General features: G+C 62.6%; 25 protein-coding genes. 15 read left to right on the plus strand and 10 right to left on the minus strand.

Annotated elements, in window-relative coordinates:
- Window positions 1–14: 14 nt before the first annotated feature.
- Entirely contained in the window at window positions 15–2,372 is a 2,358-nt protein-coding gene (locus tag GVL04_RS01405) for a glycoside hydrolase family 3 N-terminal domain-containing protein (protein WP_159698410.1), read from the plus strand.
- Window positions 2,373–2,399: 27 nt separating this feature from the next.
- Entirely contained in the window at window positions 2,400–2,900 is a 501-nt protein-coding gene (locus GVL04_RS01410) for a GNAT family N-acetyltransferase (RefSeq protein ID WP_159698413.1), read from the plus strand.
- A 113-nt stretch (window positions 2,901–3,013) separates the two neighbouring features.
- Here GVL04_RS01410 and GVL04_RS01415 read toward each other — a convergent pair whose 3' ends face one another.
- Complete coding sequence (locus tag GVL04_RS01415) at window positions 3,014–3,703, minus strand: hypothetical protein (RefSeq protein ID WP_159698416.1); 690 nt, start codon at window positions 3,701–3,703, stop codon at window positions 3,014–3,016.
- A gap of 147 nt (window positions 3,704–3,850) precedes the next feature.
- Between GVL04_RS01415 and GVL04_RS01420 the strand changes: the two genes are divergently transcribed.
- The 3 genes from GVL04_RS01420 to GVL04_RS01430 all read left to right on the plus strand — a co-directional run bounded on the left by GVL04_RS01420 (window position 3,851) and on the right by GVL04_RS01430 (window position 6,794).
- Window positions 3,851–4,282, plus strand: a complete 432-nt coding sequence (locus GVL04_RS01420; RefSeq protein ID WP_159698419.1) for a VOC family protein — start codon at window positions 3,851–3,853, stop codon at window positions 4,280–4,282.
- Window positions 4,279–4,773: a DinB family protein gene (locus GVL04_RS01425; RefSeq protein ID WP_159698422.1), complete on the plus strand. Its 495-nt coding sequence runs from the start codon at window positions 4,279–4,281 to the stop codon at window positions 4,771–4,773. Before GVL04_RS01420 ends, GVL04_RS01425 begins: the two co-directional genes overlap by 4 nt.
- 137 nt (window positions 4,774–4,910) lie before the next feature.
- Window positions 4,911–6,794: an HNH endonuclease signature motif containing protein gene (locus GVL04_RS01430; RefSeq protein WP_235036116.1), complete on the plus strand. Its 1,884-nt coding sequence runs from the start codon at window positions 4,911–4,913 to the stop codon at window positions 6,792–6,794.
- 99 nt (window positions 6,795–6,893) lie between these two features.
- Here GVL04_RS01430 and GVL04_RS01435 read toward each other — a convergent pair whose 3' ends face one another.
- Both GVL04_RS01435 and GVL04_RS01440 read right to left on the minus strand, forming a co-directional pair.
- Complete coding sequence (locus GVL04_RS01435; protein WP_159698429.1) at window positions 6,894–8,147, minus strand: RNA polymerase sigma factor; 1,254 nt, start codon at window positions 8,145–8,147, stop codon at window positions 6,894–6,896.
- 36 nt (window positions 8,148–8,183) lie between these two features.
- Entirely contained in the window at window positions 8,184–8,603 is a 420-nt protein-coding gene (locus GVL04_RS01440; protein WP_159698432.1) for a YciI family protein, read from the minus strand.
- Window positions 8,604–8,793: 190 nt separating this feature from the next.
- Here GVL04_RS01440 and GVL04_RS01445 point away from each other — a divergent pair, with 190 nt between their 5' ends.
- Window positions 8,794–9,879 carry an acyl-CoA desaturase gene (locus GVL04_RS01445; protein ID WP_159698435.1) on the plus strand — a complete coding sequence of 362 codons (1,086 nt, stop codon included), beginning with the start codon at window positions 8,794–8,796 and terminating at the stop codon, window positions 9,877–9,879.
- Between the two features lie 76 nt (window positions 9,880–9,955).
- Here GVL04_RS01445 and GVL04_RS01450 read toward each other — a convergent pair whose 3' ends face one another.
- Both GVL04_RS01450 and GVL04_RS01455 read right to left on the minus strand, forming a co-directional pair.
- On the minus strand, window positions 9,956–10,513 hold the full coding sequence (locus GVL04_RS01450) for a Clp protease N-terminal domain-containing protein (protein WP_159698438.1): 558 nt from the start codon (window positions 10,511–10,513) through the stop codon (window positions 9,956–9,958).
- Between the two features lie 171 nt (window positions 10,514–10,684).
- Window positions 10,685–11,620, minus strand: coding sequence for a 5'-3' exonuclease (locus GVL04_RS01455; protein WP_235036117.1), 936 nt, complete (start codon window positions 11,618–11,620; stop codon window positions 10,685–10,687).
- Window positions 11,621–11,814: 194 nt separating this feature from the next.
- Between GVL04_RS01455 and GVL04_RS01460 the strand changes: the two genes are divergently transcribed.
- The 7 genes from GVL04_RS01460 to GVL04_RS01490 all read left to right on the plus strand — a co-directional run bounded on the left by GVL04_RS01460 (window position 11,815) and on the right by GVL04_RS01490 (window position 21,420).
- A complete protein-coding gene (locus tag GVL04_RS01460) occupies window positions 11,815–13,725 on the plus strand; it encodes an FAD-binding monooxygenase (RefSeq protein ID WP_159698444.1) in 1,911 nt (636 codons plus the stop codon).
- A gap of 180 nt (window positions 13,726–13,905) precedes the next feature.
- Window positions 13,906–14,796: a MurR/RpiR family transcriptional regulator gene (locus GVL04_RS01465; protein ID WP_159698447.1), complete on the plus strand. Its 891-nt coding sequence runs from the start codon at window positions 13,906–13,908 to the stop codon at window positions 14,794–14,796.
- Between the two features lie 69 nt (window positions 14,797–14,865).
- A complete protein-coding gene (locus GVL04_RS01470; RefSeq protein WP_159698450.1) occupies window positions 14,866–15,825 on the plus strand; it encodes an NAD(P)-dependent oxidoreductase in 960 nt (319 codons plus the stop codon).
- 29 nt (window positions 15,826–15,854) lie between these two features.
- Window positions 15,855–17,402, plus strand: a complete 1,548-nt coding sequence (locus GVL04_RS01475; RefSeq protein ID WP_159698453.1) for an aldehyde dehydrogenase — start codon at window positions 15,855–15,857, stop codon at window positions 17,400–17,402.
- An 11-nt stretch (window positions 17,403–17,413) separates the two neighbouring features.
- Window positions 17,414–18,640: an amidohydrolase gene (locus GVL04_RS01480; RefSeq protein ID WP_159698456.1), complete on the plus strand. Its 1,227-nt coding sequence runs from the start codon at window positions 17,414–17,416 to the stop codon at window positions 18,638–18,640.
- Window positions 18,637–20,007, plus strand: a complete 1,371-nt coding sequence (locus GVL04_RS01485) for a DUF3100 domain-containing protein (RefSeq protein WP_159698459.1) — start codon at window positions 18,637–18,639, stop codon at window positions 20,005–20,007. Before GVL04_RS01480 ends, GVL04_RS01485 begins: the two co-directional genes overlap by 4 nt.
- Before the next feature lie 141 nt (window positions 20,008–20,148).
- A complete protein-coding gene (locus tag GVL04_RS01490) occupies window positions 20,149–21,420 on the plus strand; it encodes an MFS transporter (RefSeq protein WP_200846729.1) in 1,272 nt (423 codons plus the stop codon).
- Between the two features lie 39 nt (window positions 21,421–21,459).
- Here the strand turns inward: GVL04_RS01490 and GVL04_RS01495 are convergent, their stop codons facing one another.
- Window positions 21,460–22,044 carry a carboxymuconolactone decarboxylase family protein gene (locus GVL04_RS01495; RefSeq protein WP_200846708.1) on the minus strand — a complete coding sequence of 195 codons (585 nt, stop codon included), beginning with the start codon at window positions 22,042–22,044 and terminating at the stop codon, window positions 21,460–21,462.
- Between the two features lie 108 nt (window positions 22,045–22,152).
- Here GVL04_RS01495 and GVL04_RS01500 point away from each other — a divergent pair, with 108 nt between their 5' ends.
- The gene (locus GVL04_RS01500) at window positions 22,153–22,413 is read left to right on the plus strand and encodes a hypothetical protein (protein ID WP_159698465.1); all 261 of its coding nucleotides are present in this window, start codon (window positions 22,153–22,155) and stop codon (window positions 22,411–22,413) included.
- Here the strand turns inward: GVL04_RS01500 and GVL04_RS01505 are convergent.
- Together GVL04_RS01505 and GVL04_RS01510 are read right to left on the minus strand one after the other, a co-directional pair.
- Window positions 22,410–22,790, minus strand: coding sequence for a TraR/DksA C4-type zinc finger protein (locus GVL04_RS01505; RefSeq protein WP_159698468.1), 381 nt, complete (start codon window positions 22,788–22,790; stop codon window positions 22,410–22,412). The genes GVL04_RS01500 and GVL04_RS01505 overlap by 4 nt on opposite strands.
- A 6-nt stretch (window positions 22,791–22,796) precedes the next feature.
- Window positions 22,797–23,279, minus strand: a complete 483-nt coding sequence (locus tag GVL04_RS01510; RefSeq protein ID WP_159698471.1) for a pyridoxamine 5'-phosphate oxidase family protein — start codon at window positions 23,277–23,279, stop codon at window positions 22,797–22,799.
- A gap of 234 nt (window positions 23,280–23,513) precedes the next feature.
- Between GVL04_RS01510 and GVL04_RS01515 the strand changes: the two genes are divergently transcribed.
- Window positions 23,514–23,948, plus strand: a complete 435-nt coding sequence (locus GVL04_RS01515; RefSeq protein ID WP_235036118.1) for a hypothetical protein — start codon at window positions 23,514–23,516, stop codon at window positions 23,946–23,948.
- A gap of 21 nt (window positions 23,949–23,969) precedes the next feature.
- Here the strand turns inward: GVL04_RS01515 and GVL04_RS01520 are convergent, their stop codons facing one another.
- Window positions 23,970–24,584: a dihydrofolate reductase family protein gene (locus tag GVL04_RS01520; protein WP_159698474.1), complete on the minus strand. Its 615-nt coding sequence runs from the start codon at window positions 24,582–24,584 to the stop codon at window positions 23,970–23,972.
- An 84-nt stretch (window positions 24,585–24,668) separates the two neighbouring features.
- On the minus strand, window positions 24,669–25,064 hold the full coding sequence (locus tag GVL04_RS01525; RefSeq protein ID WP_159698477.1) for a hypothetical protein: 396 nt from the start codon (window positions 25,062–25,064) through the stop codon (window positions 24,669–24,671).
- Window positions 25,065–25,072 lie beyond the last annotated feature (8 nt).

Below are 25,072 nucleotides of genomic sequence, written 5' to 3' on the forward strand. Positions count from 1 at the left end.
CCTTAGGAGACCCCGTGAGCACCGGCGCCGCCGATCAGCAAGCACTTGCCCGCGTTCCCGCGTCGGACGTCGTAGAGCACCTCATCCGCGAAATGACCCTTGAGGAAAAGCTCGCCCAGCTTGTGGGAGTGTGGGTCAACGCTTCCACCGACGGTGATTCCGTGGCCCCACTGCAAAACCAAATGGCCGGCGACACGCGTTCCTGGGAGGAAATCATTGCCGATGGTCTGGGCCAGATCACGCGCATGTACGGCACTGTTCCAGTGGAACCCGCCGAGGGCGCGCGCCGGCTGGCGGCTGCACAGGAGCAGATCATGGCCGCTTCCCGTTTCGGGATCCCGGCGCAGGTCCACGAGGAATGCCTGGCCGGTCTGGCCGCTTGGAAAGCGACTGCGTTCCCGGTTCCGCTGGCGTGGGGCGCCACGTTCAACCCTGGTTTGGTTCAGGTGATGGCAGCCCGGATTGGCACGAGCATGCGGGCCTTGGGGGTGCACCAGGGTTTGGCCCCGGTGCTGGATGTGGTGCGAGATCTCCGTTGGGGCCGCGTGGAGGAAACCATCGGCGAGGACCCGTACTTGGTAGGAACCGTGGCCACCGCCTACGTCCAAGGGCTGGAATCCACCGGTATCGTCGCCACGCTCAAGCACTTCGTGGGGTACTCAGCATCCCAGGCCGGCCGCAACCACGCGCCCGTCTCCATGGGCCCCCGCGAACTCGCCGACGTCATGGTGCCGCCGTTTGAAATGGCGATTCGCCACGGCGGCCCGCGTTCCGTGATGCACGCCTATACCGACGTCGACGGCGTACCGGCCGCCGCGAACCGCGCCCTTTTGACGGGGCTGCTTCGTGAGGAGTGGGGCTTCGCCGGGACAGTGGTGGCCGACTACTTCGGCGTGGCGTTCCTGGACGTCACGCATGGCGTGGCCGCAGATTCCGGCGACGCCGCGGTACTCGCCCTGCGTGCCGGCGTCGACGTCGAACTCCCTACCGTGAACTGCTTTGGCGAGCCGCTGCTGCGTCGCATCCGGGAAGGTGCGCTGGACGAATCTGTTGTGGATGATGCCCTGCGCCGGGTCCTGACGCAGAAGGCCGAGCTGGGGCTGTTGTCGACCGATTTCTCGCCGGTTCCTCTGGCGCTTTCCGGCACCAACGAGTCCGATCCGATTGAGCTGGATCCCGCGGCGAACCGGTTGTTGGCTCGCGAATTGGCGACCCAGTCGTTGGTGTTGTTGAGCAACCGGGAGTTCAAGGGGGCTCCCGCGCTGCCACTCGATCCGGCTGGTTCGCTGGGTGTTGTGGGACCGCTGGCCGACGACCCCTTCGCCATGCTGGGCTGCTACTCCTTCGACGCTCACGTCGGGGCTTCCCATCCCGAGGTTCCCATGGGTATTTCCGTCCCGTCCGTCGCAGCTGCTGCCGCTGGGCGGTTTGGCAGCGTGACCACGTCCGTCACCGGCAACTGCGAGTCAGCAACGGAAGAACAGATCGTCGAAGCATGCCAGGTCGCGTCCTCCGTGGAGACCTGTGTGGTGGTGGTCGGTGATAACGCAGGATTGTTCGGCCGAGGTACCTCGGGCGAAGGAAACGACGCCGCCGATCTCCGGCTTCCCGGCGACCAGCATCGGATGCTGGATCGTGTTCTCTCTGCGTGTGAGGCCAGCGGGACGCGTGCCGTGGTGGTGGTCCTGAGTGGTCGCCCATATGCCCTGGGTGACTTTGTTGACCGCGCCGATGCGACCGTTCAGGGCTTCTTCCCGGGCGAGGAAGGCGGTTCCGCTCTCTGGGATGTTCTGACCGGCGTCGCCAATCCGTCCGGAAAGCTCCCGGTCTCAGTGCCCCGCTCCCCCGGCGGCCAGCCAGGCACCTACCTGCACTCCAAGCTCGCCGGCCCCAGCGGGGTCAGCGCGCTGGATCCTTCGCCGCTGTTCGGGTTTGGGCACGGCTTGTCCTATACGACGTTTGAACTCTCCGATCACCAATGCAGCGCCCCCACGATGTCGACGTCGGATTCGGTCAACGTCAGCTGTACGGTCACGAACACGGGTTCCCGAGGTGGTGCCGAGGTTGTGCAGCTGTACCTGGAGGATCCGGTGGGCGAAGTGGTTCGTCCCGTCCGCGAGCTGATCGGCTACGCCCGCGTCGAGTTGGAAGCCGGTGCGTCCGCCGTCGTAGATTTTGTGGTTCATGCGGACCGCACGTCGTTCACCGGGCTGGACCTCCAGCGCGTGGTGACGCCCGGGTTGGTGAAGCTCCATGTTTCGACGTCCAGCACTTCCGACGCCGCTTCCCACGAGGTCATCCTGCACGGGCCGCGGCGTGTGGTGGGGTTCGAGAGGGAGATGTTGACGCCGGTGGAGGTGCGGCGGGGCTAGTGTTCCTGCTGCAGGTAAGCTTCGGAAATGCTTCCCCACCCCACGGACCGGTTGCGTTTCCGAGAGATGACCCTTGCTGATCTCGACGTGATGAGCTCGATGCTTGGTGATCCCCTGGTGATGACGTACTACCCTGCACCAAAAACCCGTGACGAAGCAGCAGCCTGGATCGAGTGGAACCGGGACAACTACGCCCGCCACGGGTACGGGTTGTGGATTGTCGAAACGCACGACGGCGAATTCGTGGGCGACTGCGGACTGACCTGGCAGAACGTCAACGGGCGATCCGAGCTCGAGGTTGGTTACCACGTGCGCTTGGATCTCCAGGGCCGCGGGTACGCATCAGAAGCGGCTTTGGCGTGCTTGGAATATGCCCGGGATGTGGTGGGTGTGGGCCGTATCGTCGCCATCATCCACCCGGCCAACGCGGCTTCGCTTCGGGTTGCCGAACGGCTTGGGATGCGGCACCTTGAAGACGATCTGGGCGAACCCTTGGTGCGGACGGTGATGGGTGTGGAGTTGACCTAACTGCCGTACCTTCACCACCCACTTTGGATCCCGAAAGCTCAGAATGCACCCTATTTCGGTTGCAATCGCTCCGCGTGGCTCCAAAGAAGGTCGGGAAGCCCCGCCACCGGGCGTCAAGCGAACCGCACGTCCGGGTCCGGGTCCTTGCGGGTATCCAACATGCTGACGATCTTGCTTTCCAATGCGGCCACCGTCGCTTCCGGCAGGACGATCAGGCCGTCGAGTTCCTTGCGGGCACGTTTGTACGCCGTCTGCCGTTCGGCGGGTGTGGCTGCGGCGTCTTCCGCGATGCGCAGCAGCTTCCTGGCAGTCGCGAGCCGTTGCCGCTCGGGGCCACTGAAATTGCCGTCCTTGATGCGCCTGGCTTCGCGTTCGGCCACATCGAAAGCGAGTTCGTAACTATGGACGGCCGCCCGATACTCAGCCAGCCGGGCCGGCGTCGAGATTTCTTCAGGCGTAGCTGGCCGTAAGCCGTCGGCCTCTTTCTTGGCGCGCAAGAAGGCGACCGTGAGCGGTTCGCGCACGTCGGTCATGAGGGGGAAATCAATGAGGTTACCGACGTCGAGCTCGTAATCAAGCCACCTGTGGTTCACAGAATCGTGCGCGGCAATCAGCGAGACTACCTCGGTCTGGTTGGCCTCCTCGTGCACAGCCAACTGGTTCTTCAACTTCAGCAACTCCACCTTGCGGCGGTGTCGTTCCTCGCTGGCCTTGGACCATGACCTTGCCCAGCCACCAGCCATCCCGCCGATTGGGAAAATGAGCCACCAGTAACTGCCAAGGAAGTCGAAGAGGGGTTCCACTGCTCCATCCTCCCACCGGCTTGGACCGGGGCTCAACAGCACCGGCCAAGTTGGCTACTTCGTGATGTTGAGTGGCTCCGTCCGCGGCTGCTGCCCCGACCCGCCCGGGCGAGTGCCGCCGTCGTCCGCTCCCGCTAGGCTTCCCCTATGGACCAGCAACTGCACTTCCTCACCTTTGCCACGCCGGACCTGGACGCCGCGCGCGCCTTCTATAAGGACGGGCTCGGCTGGGATCCTGCCATGGACGTCCCTGGCGAAATCCTCTTCTTCCAGATCGCGCCGGGACTGATGCTCGGCCTGTTCGACGCCGAAAAGTTCGACCAGGACCTCGGCTCCGCTGCTCCGACGGCAGGAGTCAGCGGCGTGACGCTCTCGCACAACGTCGGCAGCCCGACGGAAGTCGCCAGCACCATCGATGCCTTGGTGGCAGCGGGCGCCACGGTTTTGAAGCCGGCGCAGGCAGGCGCGTTTGGCGGTATCTTCCACGGCCATGTCAAGGACCCCAACGGCATCGTTTGGGAGATCGCCCACAACCCCGGCTGGGGAATCAACGACGACGGCACGGTGGTTTTCGGATGAGCGCGCTCCCGCACACCTTCACTGAGGACGTCATCAACCACGACGCCCGGGCCCAGTTCGATACGTTCCTGGACGAGCACCGCAGGGCCCTCAACGAATGCCTGGATGGACTCACTGAAGAACAAGCACGACGGCGGCTGGTCGCCTCCCGCACCACGCTCCTGGGCCTGGTGAAACACGCCACCTTCGTGGAAAAGGTGTGGTTCGACGAAGCGATCTCGCGTAGGTCCCGGGCGGAGATCGGCATACCCGCGACCCCGGATGAGTCGTTCATCCTGGACGACGACGACACTGTTGCCAGCATTCAACGAGCCCATGTCGAGGCGTGCGAGGCCTCCAGGCAGGCGGCTGCCCACTTGGGCCTCGACGACCTTGTGCTCGGGAACCGCCGCGGCCCACTCCCCCTCCGCTGGGTGTACCTGCACATGCTGCGGGAACTCGCGCAGCACTGCGGGCACGCAGATATTTTGCGGGAGCAGGTCACCCGGTAGCCGGGCACCCTAATAATGTCGGACCCCCCTGACATGATGTTTTTATGGAAGATACAGGGCAGTTAACAGCACTCAGGGCGGAATCGTCCCCTGCTGTGGCTGCCCTGGCCGCTGTCCGGTCACGACGCTTCTTGAGTATGCCGGACTTGGTTAAGGACGGGTTTAAGGATTCGACGGCGCCCGTCACCTGGATCGGCCACGTCCACGGTGCTGGGCTGCTCAACGACGCTGAGGTGGTCAACGGAAAGGCCCAGTTCGCCCCGACTTCAGAGGCCACGGGCGCCGGGCGCACTGACACCGCGTCCACGGGCACCGGGTCCATGGGCTCCGCCCCGGCCGACGCTTCGCCCCTAAGTGCAGGATCGATCCTGAACCAACAGCGGAATCGTCAGACCGGCCAGGGCGCAAAGTCGGCTCAGCCGATCCAACGTTTCGACACCCAGCGTCCTGATCCCAATGCCGCCGGCGGGATGGACCTGATGGCGCTTCTTATCGACAGCGCTGCACTTCTGGACTCCGCACGCTTGTCCGCTGCCCATGAGGCTTCTCTGTTTGGGTTTGTTGAGGCTGCTGATTTTGCCGGCAGGGTCGAGGAGATTTCCCGATCGATGGAGTACTTACAGGTCGTCGCAGCCCACGCGGTGGAACGGACCCGGAACGAAGCACAACAGACGAGGCCGGGGTCCTCGGCAGCAGCGCCGGAATGGCGGACCGGCTGGACTGACCAAGTCACGGGCGCAACGGATCCGGAGGCACCAGTTTCCGTTGGTGAAGCACGCTCCACTAACGCAGCACTTTCCACGATTGGCGCAGCACTGTCCGTGAAGGGGGCCGGGTCCAAGGCCAGTGTTTTGGATGACGGGTACCGGAACGCGGCAGAGTTCCTCCGGGCGCGGTTGCGGATCGGCATCGGGGAAGCCCGGCGCAGGCTCGCCCTGGCACCGGATGTCCTCCCCCAAACCGGGATGACCGGGCAGGAAATCCCGGCCCGCCGCGAAGTCCTCGCCGCAGCGGTTGAGGCCGCTTTGGTGTCGTCCCGGTCCGCGACCATCATCAGCACCGCCCTGGACAAGGTCCGGAACCTCACCGACGAAGACACCATCACCCGGATGGAACACGCCCTAACCACCACCGCCATCGAAACCGACCCGGACTTCGTCACCAAAATGGCCAAACGCTGGGCCGACAGGATCGACCAAGACGGCCCCGAACCCTCCGAAGAAGTCCTCCACCAATTCCAAGGCGCGTTCCTCCGCCGCCGACGCCGCCACGGACTCCACCACCTCGAAATCTTCGCCACCGACGAACAAATCGAAACCCTCACCACCGCCATGAACACCGCCACCAACCCCAGACTCACCACCGACCAGCACGAAGCGAACACCGCAACCGGGACTGCCGGCCCGGACCTGGACCGCCGCACCCACCCCCAGAAACGCCTCAACGGCCTCGTCGGCGCCTGCGCCCTCGCCATGCGCACAGAGAAACTACCCTCCAACGGCGGACTCCCACCCCAACTCACCGTCACCATCAGCTACCGCGAGCTCCTCGAACAACTCCACAACAACAAACAGCACCGTCACACCGGAACAGGGACAGGCACAGCGACCTTCACCGGCCCGATCCACCCCACCACCATCCGCAAAATAGCCTGCGACGCCGACATCATCCCCGTCCTGCTCGGCAGCGACTCCCGCGTCCTGGACATCGGCCGCACCACCCGGATCTTCCCACCCCACATCCGCAAAGCCATCACCGCCCGCGACCAAGGCTGCACCTTCCCCGACTGCACCATGCCCCCACCCTGGTGCGAAGCCCACCACACCACCTACTGGTCCCAAGGCGGCACCACCGGAACAGAAAACGGCACCCTGCTCTGCAGCCACCACCACCACCTCATCCACAAAGAACAATGGACCATCGACATGACAACCGGGGCCCCCTGGTTCATCCCCCCACCCCACATCGACCCAAACCAAACACCCCGACGCAACCACCACCACACACCCCACAGAACATAAACACGTCCCGGGAACGGTGTGTGCAGCATCGAAGTCCGTCGCTGGAGGGCTTTGGTGTGACTTGAATTGGTGCCCCCATCAAATGGATGGGACCCGAGGCTATTTGCCCGCCAAGTCAGCGATCTTGCGTTCCAGTGCTGTTCGTTCGGCAGCGTTGGAGCAGATGGCCAATGCCTCCGCCAAGGCTCCCTGTGCTTCCCCGAAGCGGCCGAGCCTGGTGAGAAGTTCGCCTCGAACGGTTGGGACCAGATGAGACCCGTCCAGATCCCCACGGTTCGCCAGGGCTTCCACCAACTGCAGCCCGGCTGCCGGCCCCGAAGCCATGGCTACCGCAACGGCGCGATTCAATTCAATGACCGGAGATGGGGCCAAACGTCCCAGGGCTTCGTACAAGATCACAATCCGTTGCCAATCCGTGTCCGCTGCGGTTCGAGCCACCGCGTGGCATTCAGCAATCGACGCCTGCAATCCATAGGCGCCCAGACCGCGGCCGGCGCCGACCGCCGTCGAAAGCGCCGCCCTGCCTCGACGAATCGCGGACTGGTCCCAACGACGTCGGTCCTGGTCTTCCAGAAGGACCGGCTTTCCGGCTGAGTCGAGCCTTGCAGGAAAGCGGGCAGCAGTCAGTTCCATGAGCGCAAGCACGCCAAATACCTCGGGCTCCGGTGCCAGTCGAACCAGCACACGTGCCAGTCGTCGTGCTTCACTGGCCAATTCCGTCCGCATCCACGAGTCACCGGTGGTGGCGAAGGAGCCCTCAGTGAAAATCAGATAGACCACCTGCAGCACGGAGCCAAGCCGCTCGGGTATTTCGCCTGCCTCCGGCACCGCAAACGGAATGTGCGCCGCCGCCAAGGTTTTTTTGGCGCGGGTGATGCGGGCTTGGATGGTTGGTACGGGCACAAAGAACGCCTTGGCAATCTCCTCCGTGCCCATGCCGCCCACCACGCGGAGCGTCAAAGCGATCCTCGATTCCTTGGACAACACCGGATGGCAAGAGATAAACATCAAGGCGAGTACGTCGTCGTCGATCGAGTCTGGGTTGAACAGCGTGTCCACACCCGGTTCCTCCTCGGAGAGATCGCTGGCAAGCAGTGCGTACTTTTCCTCCCGGGCAGAACGCCGCCGGAAGGAATCGATCGCCCGACGCCGCCCGACAGTCAGGAGCCATCCTGCCGGTTCTGCGGGTACGCCATTGACAGACCAAGACACCAATGCTTCCGCGACCGCTTCCTGGGCGAGGTCTTCGGCAAAAGTGAAATCGCCCGAATAGCGCGCAAGGGCGCCGACGATGCGTGCGGATTCACTACGCCACACCGCGTCGACGGCGGCCCTTGCCTCGTTGCTGCCCACCTCAGGTGCTCCTGACTGCAGTTCCTGAGACCGGCTTTAGAGTTGGCCGGTCTGCTCGCGCCATGCACGTTCCTTTTGGATCCATTTGTTGTCTTGCGGGAACTCGTCAATGCTGGCGACGCGACGGATTTCGGTCTTGGTCCCTTCCGTCATGGGTGCCCGCTTGGCCCACTCGATGGCTTCCTGCTTGGACGCGACGTCCAGGATGTAGTAGCCGCCAAAGAGCTCCTTGGTTTCGCCGTAGGGGCCATCCGTGACAACGGGGGTTTCACCGGTGAAGTCGACCACGACACCCTCTTTAGGATCCTCCAGGCCCTCCGCCGCCAGGAGGACACCGGCGCGGATCAGTTCGTCGTTGAATTGACCCATGGCGTCAAGGATCTCGTTGAAGTCGATGTTCTCGAACTTGGCGTACGAAGCGTCGTCTGCCCTCATGATCAACATGTATTTAGCCATCTGACTCAATCTCCTGTGTAAGTGGAAAGTCGCCCTTCGACCTTCTCATCCATAGGTCGAACAGCGCGAGGGCAAATCGACAACGGGTCCAAAACAATTTTCCTGGCTCTCTGGACACGTCATCGGCGTAGTCTGGAGGGACGGCGGGAAACGATTGTGTTGAGTCCGCCAGCAAGTGGTTCGAGGCACCATGGCACCAGATCGTTCGTCCGATGAATCTTTGCCGGACCAGGGTGCCACCCGGACCGTCAACAGTTACGCCGTGCTCCTGAAGTCCGTACGCAACGCTGGATTGCTGAAGCGCCGCAGGGGCTTCTACATCGCGGTGTTTGTGATCCTCATGGTGGCTTGGGCCGGAACCTGGAGCGGCTTCCTGTTGCTTCGGGACACCTGGTTCCAGCTCCTCATTGCGGCGGGAATGGGCGTGGTCCTGACCCAGTTCGCGTTCCTGGCCCATGAAGCTGCCCACCGTCAGGTTTTCAAGTCCAAGGGAATGAATGAGTGGTCCGCCCGGCTGGTTGGTACCGGATTGGTGGGCATCAGTTACTCGATGTGGGCACAGAAGCACACGCGTCACCACAACTTTCCCAATGTGATCGATAAGGACCCGGACATCCATACCGGCGCCATCGCGTTTCATCCTCAAGCAGCCAGCACCCGGCGGGGCATCATGGTGCAGGTCACGCGCAGGCAGGGGTGGCTGTTGTTTCCCCTGTTGTTCTTCCTCGGTGTGAGTCTGCACATTGATTCGTTGAAGTACCTGCTGCACCAACGAAAAGTTGATCACCGCTGGGTGGAGATCCCCGTCATCCTGCTGCGCTTGCTGGCTGTGCCCATCCTGGTGTTTTCCATGCTGCCGTTAGGCATGGCCTTCGCCTTCCTCGGCGTCCAGCTGGGCGTCTTCGGTTTCTACATGGGTGCGTCCTTCGCCCCGAACCATAAAGGCATGACCATCCTGCCCACGTCCAGCAGAGCGGACTTCCTCAACCGCCAAGTACTCACGGCCCGGAACATCTCAGGGGGACGGTTCATGGACACGCTGATGGGTGGGCTGAACCGTCAGATCGAACACCATCTCTTCCCGGACATGCCTCGTCCCTACCTTCATCGCGCGGCCGGGATCGTCAAGGAATGCTGTGATGAGTTAGGGATTCCCTATACCGAAACCAGTCTGGCGGCCTCCTACGTGATGGTGGTGAGGTATCTGGATGACGTCGGCTTCTTCGCGGGAGAACCCTTCGAGTGCCCGGTCGTAGACGAATTCCGTCCCCGGTGACCAGCAGGTGTCAAAGGACGGCAAAGGATCCCCCGGAGTTATCCGGGGGATCCTGTTGCCGGCGGAGTTGTCAGTTTCAGCGGCCGCCTCCGCCGATGACCCCGGCCTCGACAGCCTTGGACACGGCATCAGCCTCAGCTTGCGTGAGCTTGCCGTCGGTGACTGCCTTGTCCAGCCTGGTCTTCAACGCAGCAGCACGCTCCGCCTGGCCTTCGGCACGGATTTCCTCCAAGGCCGTAGTGACCTTAGCCTCGTCCACACCCAAGGCTGCGGCCAGTGACTTAGCCAGTGCCGCGTCCTGCGCCGTGCGGTCCGGTTTGGTGCCTTCCGTTCCTTCGGCAGGTGGCGTAGTGGGCTTGTTCGCCTCACGGAAGGCCTTCAAGGCGTCGGTGACCTTGGCCTCGTCGACACCCAACTTGCTGGCCAGCTGCGCCGCAATTTGCCCACCGTCACGTCCGTGTCCGTGCCCGCCGGGCTTTCCACCGCGGTCCGACGGCGTGGTCGCATCCGCAGAGGATGTGGCGCTGGGCGATGGTGTAGTGGCCGCGGTTGCCATGCTGGTTACACCGAGTCCTGCGCCCAGTGCCAGGGCTCCGGCCGCCACTCCCAGCGTAATTCTCTTTGTTTTGGACATGTACCTCTCCTCAATGAGCCGTTGGTACGGCTGGTGTCTGAGGGACGGGCAGTAGTGCCGTCCTCTTAACACGATGAGAGGACAACCCCAGCCCACGCTGTCCTGAACCTGTCATTCGGCTGTGAAAGTGAACCGGAAGCTGTGAAGGACTCTCCTCACGGTCCAGCCGAATCAGCGAATCCGGTCCAAAGCGTCCAGCAGCCGCTTGACCGCTCCACCCAGGTTCCAGTCCGTAGCCAACTGTTCAAGTTCGTCCCGCGCTGCGCCAGTGACGGGACGCAGTTCAGCTCCCACGTCTTCCAGAGTGGGGACTTTGAGGTCGCGCACAACGTTCACGACGGCGGGTGCCACCTTAAGGTAATCGGCTGCGGCCGACAGTTTGGCGCGTGTGGAAGCGGACAACCCGCCGTCGGGGTCCTCTGCCGCCTCAAGCAAGCCTTCCAGTGAGCCGTGCGTGCCGAGCAAAGAGGCCGCCGTTTTTTCGCCGATCCCGGCCACGCCCGGCAGGCCGTCAGAAGCATCGCCGCGCAGGGTGGCGAAATCAGCATACTGCTGGGGCAGGACCCGGTATTTGCCCACTACCACCACATCGGTGACGAGCTCCAGGTTCCTCATGCCGCGGGCGGTGTAGATAACCCGGACCGCACGGTCGTCATCCACGAGCTGGAAAAGGTCGCGGTCTCCGGTGACCACGTCCGTAGGGAACTGCGCCTGGCTCGCGTAGGTGCCAACGACGTCGTCGGCCTCGTGCTCATCGACACCCACCACGGCTATCCCGGCGAGATGCAGCACGTGCCGGATCATGGGAATTTGGGCTTCCAGCGGGTCCGGGACCACCTCGACGTCGGGACCGTCCGGAACGATCTCCGCCACCCTGTGCGACTTGTAGCTGGGGATCAGATCCACGCGCCATTGCGGCCGCCAATCGTTGTCCCAGCAGGCGACGACATGTGTCGCTTCGTAGTCCGTGGTGAGGCGGGCGATCATGTCCATCAATCCCCGGACGGCGTTCACCGGAGTTCCGTCGGGGCGGCGTATCGAATCAGGGATGCCGTAGAAGGCACGGAAATACAGGGAAGCAGTATCCAGCAGCATCAATCGGGGCATACCTGATCCTGACATGCCAGCGGTCCGTTCGGCAGGAATCACACGGAAATTCGCGGGCCAGGATGGCATCAGGCAGCGTAAAGACTTGATCACCAATGTGAGCCGCATTACGATGTTGAGAGCGATAATAGAACAGCCTGTTCTATTATCGAACAATTGGCGACAGTCAGCCCACAAAGAAGTGAGGAAAGCCCGTGCAGTTCCACCACCACGGTTATGTATCCGGTGACCCGCGAGTCGAGCCGGCAGCCGGCGTCGGAATCAACCGCCCAACCGAGCTTCCCGGCGAAGTGGATGTCCTCATCGTGGGCAGCGGTCCCGCCGGCATGCTGACCGCGGCGCAACTCTCCCAGTTCCCCGGCGTGACCACGCGCATCGTTGAGCGACGCCCAGGCAGGCTAGCCATCGGCCAAGCCGATGGTATCCAGGCCCGCAGCGTCGAGACATTCCAGGCCTTTGGGTTCGCCGAGCGCATCATTGCGGAGGCCTACCGCATCACGGAGATGGCCTTCTGGAAGCCGGACCCGGCCGATCACTCCCGCATCGTCCGCGCCGCCCGCGCCGTGGACGACCCCGCCGGAATCAGCGAATTCCCGCACCTGATCGTGAACCAGGCGCGGGTACTGGACTACTTCGCCGAATTCATGGCCAACTCCCCCACACGAATGACGCCGGACTACGGTTACGAGTTCCGTGGCCTTGAGGTCACAGGTGAAGGCGAATACCCCGTCAACGTGACCCTCGCCCACACGTCCGGCCCCAACGAAGGCCAGGAGCGCGTCATCCGCGCCAAATACGTGGTCGGCGCGGATGGCGCGCGCAGCACGGTCCGCGAGTCGATCGGCTGCCACCTCGCGGGCGACCAGGCGAACCATGCCTGGGGCGTCATGGACGTCCTCGCCGTGACCGATTTCCCGGATATCCGCACCAAGTGCGCCATCCAGTCCGGATCCGGGGGCAGCATCCTTTTGATTCCCCGAGAAGGCGGACACCTCTTCCGCATGTACGTGGACCTGGGCGAAGTCGCCGCTGACGATCACGGCGCAGTGCGGAAAACAACCATCGAGCAGATTATCCAGAAAGCCAACGACATCCTGCACCCGTACACCTTGGACGTACGCAACGTTGCGTGGCACAGCGTGTACGAGGTAGGCCACCGTCTCACCGACAGGTTCGACGACGTTCTTCCGGTGGAGCGCGGTACGCGCACGCCGAGGGTGTTCATTACCGGCGACGCGTGCCACACCCATAGCGCGAAGGCCGGACAGGGCATGAATGTTTCCATGCAGGATGGCTTCAATATCGGCTGGAAGCTTGGCCATGTCCTTGAGGGCCGCAGCCCGGAAAGCCTGCTTGATACGTATTCCGCCGAGCGCCAGGTTGTTGCGAAGAACCTCATCGACTTCGACAAGCAGTGGTCTACGCTGATGGCCAAGAAGCCGGAGGAGTTTGAAGACCCAGCGGAGCTGGAGACGTTCTACACCAGCACGGCCGAGTTCCCGGCAGGATTCATGACGCAATACGCGCCCTCCATGCTGGTCGCAGCGCCACAGCACCAGGAGCTCGCAACCGGCTTCCCGGTGGGCAAGCGTTTTAAGTCCGCACCGGTCCTGCGGGTCTGCGACACCAACCCCATGCACCTTGGCCATCACGCCAAGGCCGATGGTCGTTGGCGCATTTACGTCTTCGCCGACGCCGCCAAGGCCGGTGCGGCAGGACCTGTCGCCGACTTTGCCGAGTGGATCGCGAACTCGCCGGACTCGCCGCTGGCCGCCACGCCGTCGGGCGCTGACAGCGACGCCTGGTTCGATGTGAAGGTGGTCTACCAGCAAAACCACACGGACGTGGACATCAACGCCGTTCCCGCGGCGTTCAAGCCCACAGTTGGACCGTTCAAGCTCACATATCTTGAGAAGGCTTTCGGCACCGACCCGGACGCGGACATCTTCGACTTGCGAGGAATCAGCCGCGACGGCGCAGTCGTGGTGGTCCGCCCTGACCAGTACGTGGCGAACGTGCTGCCGCTGCATGCGACGGCGGAACTCGGCTCGTTCTTCGGGCCCCTGCTGGCGACCCACCCGACGGCAGGACTCGTCCAGGCCTAAACATAAGGAGACTGCCGGCGGGCCTTAGTGGCCCGCCGGCAGTTGCTGTTTAACTGCCAGCGTTGTCCACTGCTGAAGTTTTTACATCCCTGTAACGCAAACCACTAGAAGCAAACGAAATTGCAGAGTATCTTTATTGCAATGCAGTTTGCAGAGTGATGTTCGTTACAAGGAGAACCAGTGAAGATCAGCGAGGACATAGCCGACGCCTCCCCCGTGGCCAGGGAATCCGCGGATCACGCATGGCTCGGGGATGCCCTGCCGGACGTTGCACTGTCCAAGTCGCAGGCGCGCGTCGTGGAAGTCATTACCCGCAATCCACAGCTGTCGTCATACGCGGACATCGCGGAAATCGCCCAACGGTCGGACGTAAACAACTCCACCGTAGTCCGCACCGCCCAACGACTCGGCTACCGTGGCTGGCCGGACCTGCAGCGCGAACTGCGCTCACGCTACCTGGTGATGATCTCTACCGAAGACACCCTGATCGAACACGGTGAGCACCGCAGTCCCCTCCACGACGCCCTGAACCACGACATCGAGAACCTGCGCCTGACGCTCGATTCCAACACCGCAGACGATGTCGAGGCGGCCATCGCCGCCCTCGCCTCAGCGAAGTCGATCACCACCATCGGCATTGGCTCTTTCGCTGGGCCAGCGAGCGTCATGGCACACCTCGGCTCAACCATGGGCTATCCCATTACCTTGGAAAATCGCGGCGGCGTCCACCTTGCGTCCGCTGCGAACACGCTCGGGCCCGGCGACGTCCTGGTGGTGGTCAACATGTGGCGATCGGTCCAACAGATCATCGTCACCGCCGAAGCCGCCAAACAATCCGGTGCAACAGTGGTCGCCATCAGCGACATGCGCCGGGGCCGCCTCGCTGCAGCCGCGGACCACTTGCTGATCGTCGCATCGGAAGGCATCTCCTTCTTCCAGTCAGTTACCGCCGCAAATTCGATGGTCTATGGATTACTGGCCGGAATGGAAGCCGCCCACCCGGAACGCAGCCGCGCTGCCATCCGGCGCACCCAGCAATTGTGGAAAGACCTGGACATCTACCTGGACTGACGTCGGCCAGGTTCCACACATGGATGCCCTCAAGAAAAGAACCCTTCAATGCCCCACCAGGAGTACTTCATGAGCAATATTCGTCGCGTCGCCGTCATTGGCCTCGGGTCCATGGGCGGTGCCATGGCTTCCACTTTGCACCGTGCGGGCTGGACCGTCACTGGTTTCGATCCTTCGGAGGCCGCACGTGATGCCGCTGCACTGACCGGCATCTCCACTACGGCCGACCTGAAGGAATTGGCAGGAACCCCTTATGCGGTCCTGTCCCTGCCTTCCGCGAGCGTCGTCGAGGCCACAGTTCCGACGCTCCTCGCCGCACCCGGGACCATCGCTATCATCGACACCACCACGTCTGAGCCCGGCACCAGCAAATCCATGGCAGAACTGGCGGCCTCCCATGACGCAGCATTCGTCGACGCCCCGGTTTCCGGCGGACGGGACGGCGCTGCAACCGGCAGCCTGAGTGCGTTCGTCGGAGCAACCGACAGCGCGTTGACGGCGGCCGAACCCGTCCTGGAAGCGTTGACGGGCGGCAAGTATGCGCACATCGGTGGCCCGGGAAGCGGCAACGTGGTCAAGCTGCTGAACAACGTCCTGGCCGCGGCAAACCTGGTGTCCGTGGGGGAAGCCCTCGGGGTGGCCAAGGCCTACGGCATCGATCCGGCCGTTGCCGCTGCCAGTATCAGCAGTGCCTCCGGCGGCAGCAAGGTCTCAGACGCCATGTACCCCAACTGGGTTTTGTCCGGAACGCATAATTCCGGGTTCTCCCTGGGCCTCATGGCCCGGGACGCCGCGCTGGCCATCGACGTTGCCCGGCAAATGGGCCAGCATCCGGAACTGCTGGCCGCAGCGGCCAGTCAATGGCAGGACGCACTGGCCGTCCTTGGACCGGCGGCGGACTTCACGGAAATCGCCAGAACGGTGGCCCCTGACGTGACACCGGCCGGCGCCCCGGACAAGACGTCCGCCCCGGATCCGACTTCCACCACAGACAAGACGTCCGCCCCGGACAAGTCCCCGGCCGCGTAACCACGCACCCGTAAGAAAAGGACACGACCTTGAGCATCACCACAGCCCCAACAACATCTTCGGCGGAGACCGCCCGGACAGTCCTGGACTCGGCTTTCCCCCGCGGTCTCGGCGCCTTCGTGGACGGAAAGGTGGTCCCGGGCTCCGGGAGCACCATCACCCTCACGTCCGCAGCCACAGGCGTTCCTTTCGCAGGATACGCCGATCCCGGCACAGAAGGGGCCAACGCCATCCTTGAAAGCTCCGTCCGCGGCGCAGCGGCCTGGGGAAAGTTCAATGGCTTCGAGCGCGCTGCCATCCTCCGTAACGTCAGCAGGGTGGTCGAAGCACATACGGAAGAACTGGCGATCCTGGAATCGTCCACCACAGGCAAGCCCATCCGCGATGCCCGCGTCGAAGCGGCCAAAGTCGCGGAAATGTTCGGCTACTACGCAGGCTGGGCAGACAAATTGACTGGTCAGACCATACCCGTTCCCGGCCCGTGGCATACCTACACCGAACGTGTCCCATGGGGCGTCGTCGTCGCCATCACGCCCTGGAATGCGCCCCTTTTCACCGCCGGGTGGAACTCTGCTGCACCCCTGGCTGCCGGCAATGCGGTGATCATCAAGCCCAGCGAATTCACGCCCGCCACCACGGTGCGACTGGCTCAGTTGGCTCACGACGCCGGGCTCCCGGACGGCGTCTTCAACGTAGCTACCGGATTGGGTCAGACCGTTGGCGCAACCCTTACCACCGACCGGCGTGTCGGCAAGATCAGTTTCATTGGTTCCGTGCCTACCGGACGTCGGGTTGCCGTGGCTGCTGCTGAGGCCGGCATCCCGGCACTCCTGGAACTTGGCGGTAAGAGCGCCAACATCGTCTTCGCCGACGCCGACCTGGAGAGGGCCGCCGATGGCGCCATCTCCGCCATCTTCTCCGGTGCCGGCCAGTCCTGCGTCGCGGGCTCCCGCCTGCTGGTGGAACGAAGCGTCCACGCCAGGTTTGTCGAATTGGTTGCCGACCGGGCTGCCCGGCTCCGCGTCGGAGACCCGCTGGACTCCGATACCGAGGTGGGTCCGATCATCACGGCTCCGCAGTTCGCCACCGTTACCTCCCTGATCGAAGCCGGAATGAACGACGGCGGTCGCCGGGTTACGGGCGCGGCCCTGCCGGAGGCGCTGACAGGCTCCGGCCTTGCCGGCGGCCACTGGGTGATGCCCACCTTGTTGGATGGCGTCACCCCTGCCAACCGGTTGGAAACCACAGAGGTCTTTGGCCCGGTTGTAGGTGCAGATGCGTTTGATACGGAGGCGGAAGCCATAGCACGGGCGAACAACACCAACTTCGGCCTGGCGGGCGCCGTGTGGACTTCCGACATTTCGCGGGCGCACCACATCGCCCGCGAAGTCAAGGCCGGGACGTTCTGGATCAACTCCTACAAGACGATCCACGTAGCCGTCCCGTTCGGTGGCTTTGGCGATTCAGGCCACGGCCGCTCCTCAGGTCCGGGCGTCCTGGACGAGTACACACAAACAAAGGCGGTCTGGGTTCCCACACGGGCGGCCGGATCTCCTTTCCCGTCCCTGTCCTACTAGCAGGAATGATCATGGAAATCACCAACACCACAGCATCTGCCGACCATCTGCGCGTGGCCCTGGAAGGCGGCGTCGCGACCTGGAAGCCCAGGGTGCAGAAACTCTCAGAGAGCCTGCACGCCAACCCCGAGATCTCCTTCGAAGAAGTCCAGGCTGCCGAGGCCATAACCTCCTTGTTGGCCGAGGGTGGCTTCGAAGTCACCAAAGGAACGGCAGGCCTCCCCACCGCATTCACGGCAACCGCCGGAACAGGTGAACTGGTAGTGGCTCTGTGCATCGAATACGATGCCCTGCCCTCCGTAGGCCATGCGTGCGGACACAACCTGATAGCGGGGGCCTCAGTGGCGGCAGCGTTGGCCTTGCTCCCCCACGTCGACCAGCTCGGCATCACCTTAAAGGCCATTGGCACACCGGCGGAGGAGCATGGTGGCGGGAAAGTATTGATGCTGGAACGCGGCGCCTTCGACGGCGTTGGCCTGGCACTGATGGTCCACCCGGTTCAGGACGGTATCACCTACAACCCCGCCGGAACCACCGCCCAGGCCGTGGGCAGATACGAGGCAGTCTTCACCGGCAAGGCCGCCCACGCTGCGGCCGCCCCTCATATGGGCGTGAACGCGGGGGACGCGGCGGTGCTCAGCCAAGTGGCAATTGGCTTGCTGCGGCAGCAGATACCTGGCGATCACCGTGTAGCTTGCTATGTGGCTGAGGCCGGTCACGTTACCAACATCATTCCCGATCACGCCGTGGTGCCGTTCGAATGCCGCGCCTTCACGCTCCCCGAGTATGAGGCGTTGCTTGAGCGAGTCAAGCGTTGCTTTGAAGGGGCGGCCCTAGCCACCGGAACCACCCTAGAAATAACGGCAGCCGAGCCCCTGTACGAACCGCTGATCCAGGACGGGGACCTTGCCCGCCATTGGACGGCAGCCATGGACTCGTTCGGCAAGGACACCTCACCCGCAGCAGGCATGGGAGGCGGCTCCACAGACATGGGCAACATCTCCCAGGTCATCCCATCCCTGCATCCGTGGCTCAGCATTCCCGGAGCAAATGTCCCCATCCACTCGCATGGCTTCGCGGCCCTTGCGAACACTCCCCAGGCGTACGCCGTGATGTTCGAGGCAGCCACAGCGCTGGCATGGACAGTGGCGGGCGCCGCAACCAATCCCCAGCAGAGAGAACGCTTCGTCCAAGCGGCCTACCGCCCCGAAGCCCTGATCCAGGAAGCAACATCATGAGCACCAGCACCGAAACCGCGCGGACGGATAAAGCCGGCCCCAGGCTTACGCTTCCCATCGCCGCGCTGGCCTTTGTCATCGCCCTTGCGGTTCAGTTCATCGGCCAGGCCAAGATTGATCTTGGCATTGGCGCGATCATCATCTTCCCGATGGTTTGGGGCTTGATCCTCGGATTGCTCGTCTCCATCCAGAAATTCAAGCCTCTTGGCCTGGACCTTCAGCGGGTGGCGGCCGCCCTGGTGGGAGTGGCAGTTTTGCTCCTCGTGGCCAGGCTGGCCTTCAACATCGGCCCGAGCCTTCCCAGCCTCATCAAGGCGGGCCCGGCACTTCTCCTTCAGGAAGTGGGCCATTTGCTGGGCACCATTGTCCTGGCGCTTCCGCTTGCCGTGCTGTTGCGCATGGGCAAGGCGACTGTCGGCGCAACCTTCTCCCTGGACCGCGAACCTTCGTTCGCCATGGTTTCGGAGAAATACGGTCCTGATTCCGACCAATACCGCGGCGTCCTTGCCATGTACGTCTTCGGAACCCTGTTCGGCGCCATTTTCATCACGCTGCTGACTTCACTGGTGGCCAACTGGAAGATCTTCGATCCACTGGCCCTCGCCATGGGCGCAGGCGTCGGTTCGGGATCCATGATGGCCGCCTCGGCAGCAAGCATCATCGCCGCGTACCCGGCTGACCAGGAAGCCATTCTCGGCATGGCCGCTGTCTCCAACCTCATCACCACCATTCTGGGCGTTTACGTGGGCATCTACATTGCCCTCCCCGTGGCTGACAAGTTCTACAAGGTGCTGACCCGGAACAAAGAAGCGCAGAAGGTTACTGCCGGCACGGCGCCGCAGGTCCGGACCGAAGCAGAGCTTGCGCAGGACGAAGTCCAGGCTGAAGAGAACCGCCGCTTCCGGGAAGAAGTCGCAAAGTCATCAGCCGCCATGAAATTGCCATTGTGGCTATCCCTGTCCGTATTGACGGTGTTGGGAGTTGGCACTGCAGCCGTGGCCGCCAAGGGCCTGAGCCTGTCCATCCTGGCCGGCTACGGCATCATGCTGGCTTTGGTGCTCGTCAGCCTGTTGCTCGCCAAGATCACCAGAAAGATCTCGGCCATCGTCTTCATCACTACCATTGGCGCCTACATTTCGAGCCCCTGGTTCTTCGGCGCCGGCGTGCTGAACGAAGCGGTCAAGACCGTGGATTTCCTCTCCATTGCCACGGTGATGCTGACCCTCGCGGGTCTTTCACTCGGCAAGGACATCCCGTTGCTGCGGAACATCGGTTGGAAGATCATTCCAGTCGGCCTGGTGGCCATCACCGCTTCATTCATCCTCTCAACGGTGATCGCGGAGTTCGCCCTGGGCCTCTGGCATTGATCATTTTCTGAAACTGCGGACAGGCCTGTTTCCCCACCCGGGAAACAGGCCTTTTCGTGCCCGGCCACTCTGGCGAAGGACTGGGATCGGGACGAGAATGGGGTGGTGGTCCCTCCTCGCACCGGCGGGGGCGGCGACACCATGAATGACGCCGCCCGAAAGATCCAGCGCGTCTATCTCACCTTGACGCTGGGCAATACCATTGCGGCCTCCTTCATCTGGGGCATCAATACGCTGTTCCTGTTGGATGCCGGGCTGAGCAACCTCGAGGCGTTCGCCGCCAATGCCTTCTTCACCGCCGGCATGGTTCTCTTCGAGGTCCCCACTGGAGTCATCGCCGATGGCTGGGGCCGCAGGGTTTCCTTCCTCCTGGGCACGGTAACCCTGGCCGCATCCACGTACCTCTACTTTGTGCTCTGGCAGATTTCGGCCCCGTTTTGGATGTGGGCCGTCGTGTCGGTGCTGCTGGGCCTCGGTTTCACGTTCTTCTCCGGCGCCGTGGAGGCTTGGCTGGTGGATGCCTTGCGGTTCTCGGGCTACGAGGGTGGGCTGGAATCAGTGCTCGGCCGCGGTCAGATGGTGCAGGGCGTAGCCATGCTGCTGGGCTCTGTGGCCGGTGGGGTCATTGCCCAAGCCACCAATCTTGGGGTGCCATTCCTCCTTCGCGTTCTGGTTCTGTTGGCCATGTTTGCTGTCGCCTTTGGGCTCATGCACGACGTCGGCTTCACTCCTGAGCGTTCGACGCACCCTCTGCGCGCTACGCGCGCAGTGCTTTCGGCGTCGATCGACAACGGCTTGAAAAACCCGCCCGTGCGCTACGTGATGCTGGCCGCCCCCTTCAGCGCCGGCGTCGGAATCTATGTCTTCTACGCGCTGCAGCCGTATTTGCTTGATCTCTTCGGCGACCCCAAGGCGTATTCCATCGCGGGCCTGGCCGCGGCAATAGTCGCAGGCTCGCAAATCCTGGGAGGCTGGGTTGCCCCGCACGCCCGGCAGCTGTTCCACAAGCGCACGTCGGTGTTGATTCTTGGCGGGTTGGTGGGCGGCGTGATCCTCCTGGTCCTTGGCGTCACCCAAATCTTCTGGGTGGCACTGGCCCTGCTGGCACTCTGGGGCGTTGTGGGTTCGGCAGCGACGCCGGTCCGACAGGCGTATGTGAACGACATGATTCCATCGAAGCAGCGAGCCACTGTCCTGAGCTTCGATTCGCTGATGGGCTCCAGCGGCGGCGTGGTCATCCAACCGCTCCTCGGCCGGGGAGCTGATCTCTACGGCTATTCCGCATCCTTGGCCATGGCGGGTGTCATCGAGTTCATCGCAGTGCCGTTCCTGCTGGCCAGCCGGAAACAGGGTGCGCCGGCCGATCGGGCCAGCACCGCCGAAACCCGAACGGACACGGAACCATTGGCGTGAGCACGGTCTTCGGTGTGAGGGCGGACGGCCAGACGGCGGCTAGTTGCCAAGGGCCGGCAATGGCGCCAGCAGCGCATCCTGCAGCTGGGGACTGACACCCTGAGGAACGTCGAGCTCAACTGCCAATGCGAGCAGCGCACGGCTGAAGTAGTTCCTCGCAGCGGCAGCAAGCGTGATGTCCGCTATTTCGCGGTCACTGAAGCCTGCGTCGCGAAGTCGCTGCGCGTCGTCGTCGTTCATTCCGGCCGCATCGGTGCTTAGCTTCACGGCGTAATCCATCATGGCCACCTCCTCAGGAGGCAGCCCTGCATCCCGGTAATCACGGGCAATGGCACACAAGTGGTCCTCGTCGATGATGGTGAGCGACTTCTTGCCGTGAGCCAACCGGCAGTGGGAGGAACCAATAGCCTGGGCTGCGGCGAGGGTCACCAACTCGTAGCGCCGGAGGCCCAATGACGAACTGATGGCCCGGGTCAAGGACTCCCAGATGGCGTGAGCTTCCGGGTTCAGGCTCATGGCTTTGGTGTGGCTGGGAACATAGCCCATGGAACGGATATCGGCTTCGTAGATTTCGGCCGTCAAGCCTGTAGCCTCAGCTTCAGACGGTACGTTGAGGATCGACATGGGCGCAATTGTGGCCCTGCGTCGAACGCTTGTAAATGCCCCATCGCTGCGAATACGGCCCAAGTACGCAAGACTGGGACCAACCACTACTGAAAGCGCGGTTGGCTCGTGATCTCCCTCCAGCAGGACCCCCAAGGCTTTATCCGGATGAGCAGGCATTTTCCCGCCACCGTTTCCGTAGCCATCGTATTTGCCGATGGAACCCATGAAGTCTTCACTGGGCGGCGACTCAACGAAATTTACGATGAAGCGCTGGCGTCCTACCGCGCAGGGAATCACCTGGATGCCAAAGGATTCAGCCGAGGGCCCAAGAAGAAGGTCCAGCAAGGCATCGAATTTGTGCCTGTCACGCCAGGCATGTCCAGCTAACCGGGCTTCATCCAAACGCTGTTTCGGCTTTTTCCCGATGCGTGCTTGACGCAGAATGGCGTCCACGGCCGGGCCTCAAGCCGGCCCTCCGGAATAGCTACTGCACAGATTTCGCACAGCCCGTAACTGCCCGAGGCTATCCGCTCCAGAGCTGCGTTGATCTGATCCAGGCCAACGCGGCTCTGATCCATGAGTGCGGACGCCTGCGAGAGTTCGAATGCTATGGTGCTGCCCTCGGGATCGTGTTCGTCATCCACATTGGAGTCCTGTCGGGCAAGGCTTACCGAACTGATGTCGCTTTGCAGGGCCTTCAGCAGTTCGAGTTTGCGATCACGCTCCTCCTCAAGGAGAAGCCGAAACCGCTCGGCATCAACCATGGCGGGTCATAGTTCCACTGTGCCGCTTTCGCCCACGCTGAATCGGGAATGGGTGACCTTGGACTTAATCCATTGAAGTACCGTCGCAGCTGTTCCGCCCGGGCTGGTCCAGTATTCGGCCGATTCAGAGTCAACGCGCAGGAGGCATACTTCCGGAGTCTCCGGCCCATCCGGATACCATGCCTCCACAACCGGGTTCCACATCTCATGGATCTTTTGCCGGTCAGTGACAACCTCCGCAGTTCCAGCGACGGAGACCCACTCGGTGTTCTTGCCGAAGGAAACGTTGACCCGGGGATCTTGACGTACGTGCGCAACCTGCGAGGTTCCAAGGCCCGTAAAGAACCACATATCGCCGTCGTCCTTGACGTCCTGAACGGCCAGCGGCCGGCTGACCAGGGCGCCGGCTTCGTTGACCGTGGTCAACATGCCAATTTTGGCGTCATTGATAATGTCCACGACCTTGCTGATTCCCTGCTCTTCAGTCATGCCTCGCCTCGCTTCTCTTTCCACCGGGGACTTTCCCCAAACGGTCAGCCTATTAGTAAGCCTACTGATTTACTAGGCGGACAAGGAATGTCGGAAGCAGGCCAAAAACCAGAAACACACGTTTCCAGGGAATCATGCCGGAGCGTTGTCCGTTCTCCTTGATAGTGACATGCCGACGGCGGTCAGGCCTGCCTCTTGGGGGCGGGCGAAGCGACGGGAAGTTTGGGGACTGCCATGACGTTGAATGAAACGATCGCCCGTATCCGGGCTGCGCACCTTATGGTTCGCGACGCCAAGGAATGGGACGGACTCGCCGCCGGCCTTCTGCAGGCCTACGCAGCCAAGGACGAAGACCTGATTGAACAACTGCAGCCGCCGTTTCTCCAATCCTGGCGTACTGTCACGAGGTACGTCCTCCGTGACACCTTTGACCAAGCCGGCATCTCGGTCAGTGAGCCCAGCGACTCCTGGGGAATAGCCGTCCTGACCTCCGACGGGAGAACTGCTGAACCTCTTCTCAGCCTGGCTGACCATGCAGGGCTACAGGGAGCAGGGCTCCAGGGAACAGCCACCGCCACCCTGAATGGCCGACGACTGTTGACATTCTCGGAAACGATGACGCACTACGCGGAAAGCCTGGAGCCGCTCTTCGCCAGGCAAAGCGCTTAGCTGGTACCCGGGAACAGCCTGTCAATCTCTGGTCAGTGGACCATCGATGACCCGGGGAACGTACTCGAGCAATTGGGTCCGCCCGTCGAAGGTCCGGCTGTCCACCATGTCCAGCGCGACATCCGGGTATCCGTCGTAGATTCGCTCACGTCCGGTCTTCCCGGTGATCACGGGAAAGACAACCAGCCGATACCTGTCCACCAGTCCGGCTGCCAGCAAAGAACGACAAAGGCTCAAGCTGCCCAGCGTACTGAAGGTACCCGACCGAGTCCGTTTCAGTTCCCGCACCGCTTCCACCGCGTCGCCGGAAATCAACTCCGAGTTGGGCCACACCAAGGGTTCCTTCAGCGTGGAGGAAAAGATGATCTTGGGCATGGCAGCCAACCCCGTCAAGCTGGCCCCTTCTTCCTCCGAAAACCCCGAATTGTCTTCAGAAGCCTCCTCCGACATACTCGACATCACCCGATAGGTGTTGGCGCCCATGAGGGTAGTGAAGTCCTTCTTGCCCTCCTCCTCAAGCCACGCAAGGTATTCGGGCCCTTCCAGCCCCCACCAGCCGGGCCACCCCTCGGCGGATGCATATCCATCCAGGGAGATGATCAAGTCCACCATCAGGGTTGCCTTCGTATCACTCATCGCAGTCTCCTCGGTTTGACCGTGCGTGTTGACCCTGCGCGGAAATGCTAGCCCCGGAGTGATCAGGCATTCAAGAGGTCCACCCTAGAGGAGGAGAAGGACGAACCCCCCGAGGGTGCTTATTATGCCAACCCCGGTGAGTATCCAGCCCAGAATCAAGACGGTGTGATCGTGATGGGGTGGCCGGAGCGAGCATCGGGAGGGATGGCAGAGGTCGTAATGAACCACTACGGATCCCGAATAGGCGCTCCCGTCGTGGGCAGGGATGTCCAGCAGGACTTTTTGTTCCTCGTTCGACTGATCCAGCCATTGCACTCCCAGAAATCCTCCGGCAGCGAACTGTTCGGCGTTGGCGGTCCCCCAAGCGCACCGGCGCTTGGAAAGGATCCAGGCGCTGATCAAGAGAGGCACGCCCGGCACAAACCCCACCCATGTCATCATTTCCAGGATGGGGCCAAGAACATCCACGGATCCGGCCATACAGTCGA

Source organism: Arthrobacter sp. 18067, from assembly GCF_902706295.1.
In the GTDB taxonomy this organism is placed as follows: Bacteria; Actinomycetota; Actinomycetes; order Actinomycetales; family Micrococcaceae; genus Arthrobacter.

Coding starts and splice junctions, on each gene's coding strand:
- GVL04_RS01480 (WP_159698456.1), top strand. CDS start 17,414: ATGGAAATCACCAACACCACAGCATCTGCCGACCATCTGCGCGTGGCC.
- GVL04_RS01490 (WP_200846729.1), top strand. CDS start 20,149: ATGAATGACGCCGCCCGAAAGATCCAGCGCGTCTATCTCACCTTGACG.
- GVL04_RS01525 (WP_159698477.1), bottom strand. CDS start 25,064: ATGGCCGGATCCGTGGATGTTCTTGGCCCCATCCTGGAAATGATGACA.
- GVL04_RS01505 (WP_159698468.1), bottom strand. CDS start 22,790: ATGGTTGATGCCGAGCGGTTTCGGCTTCTCCTTGAGGAGGAGCGTGAT.
- GVL04_RS01515 (WP_235036118.1), top strand. CDS start 23,514: ATGACGTTGAATGAAACGATCGCCCGTATCCGGGCTGCGCACCTTATG.
- GVL04_RS01510 (WP_159698471.1), bottom strand. CDS start 23,279: ATGACTGAAGAGCAGGGAATCAGCAAGGTCGTGGACATTATCAATGAC.
- GVL04_RS01495 (WP_200846708.1), bottom strand. CDS start 22,044: ATGTCGATCCTCAACGTACCGTCTGAAGCTGAGGCTACAGGCTTGACG.
- GVL04_RS01445 (WP_159698435.1), top strand. CDS start 8,794: ATGGCACCAGATCGTTCGTCCGATGAATCTTTGCCGGACCAGGGTGCC.
- GVL04_RS01455 (WP_235036117.1), bottom strand. CDS start 11,620: ATGCCCCGATTGATGCTGCTGGATACTGCTTCCCTGTATTTCCGTGCC.
- GVL04_RS01430 (WP_235036116.1), top strand. CDS start 4,911: ATGCCGGACTTGGTTAAGGACGGGTTTAAGGATTCGACGGCGCCCGTC.
- GVL04_RS01470 (WP_159698450.1), top strand. CDS start 14,866: ATGAGCAATATTCGTCGCGTCGCCGTCATTGGCCTCGGGTCCATGGGC.
- GVL04_RS01485 (WP_159698459.1), top strand. CDS start 18,637: ATGAGCACCAGCACCGAAACCGCGCGGACGGATAAAGCCGGCCCCAGG.
- GVL04_RS01410 (WP_159698413.1), top strand. CDS start 2,400: ATGCTTCCCCACCCCACGGACCGGTTGCGTTTCCGAGAGATGACCCTT.
- GVL04_RS01440 (WP_159698432.1), bottom strand. CDS start 8,603: ATGGCTAAATACATGTTGATCATGAGGGCAGACGACGCTTCGTACGCC.
- GVL04_RS01425 (WP_159698422.1), top strand. CDS start 4,279: ATGAGCGCGCTCCCGCACACCTTCACTGAGGACGTCATCAACCACGAC.
- GVL04_RS01420 (WP_159698419.1), top strand. CDS start 3,851: ATGGACCAGCAACTGCACTTCCTCACCTTTGCCACGCCGGACCTGGAC.
- GVL04_RS01450 (WP_159698438.1), bottom strand. CDS start 10,513: ATGTCCAAAACAAAGAGAATTACGCTGGGAGTGGCGGCCGGAGCCCTG.
- GVL04_RS01520 (WP_159698474.1), bottom strand. CDS start 24,584: ATGAGTGATACGAAGGCAACCCTGATGGTGGACTTGATCATCTCCCTG.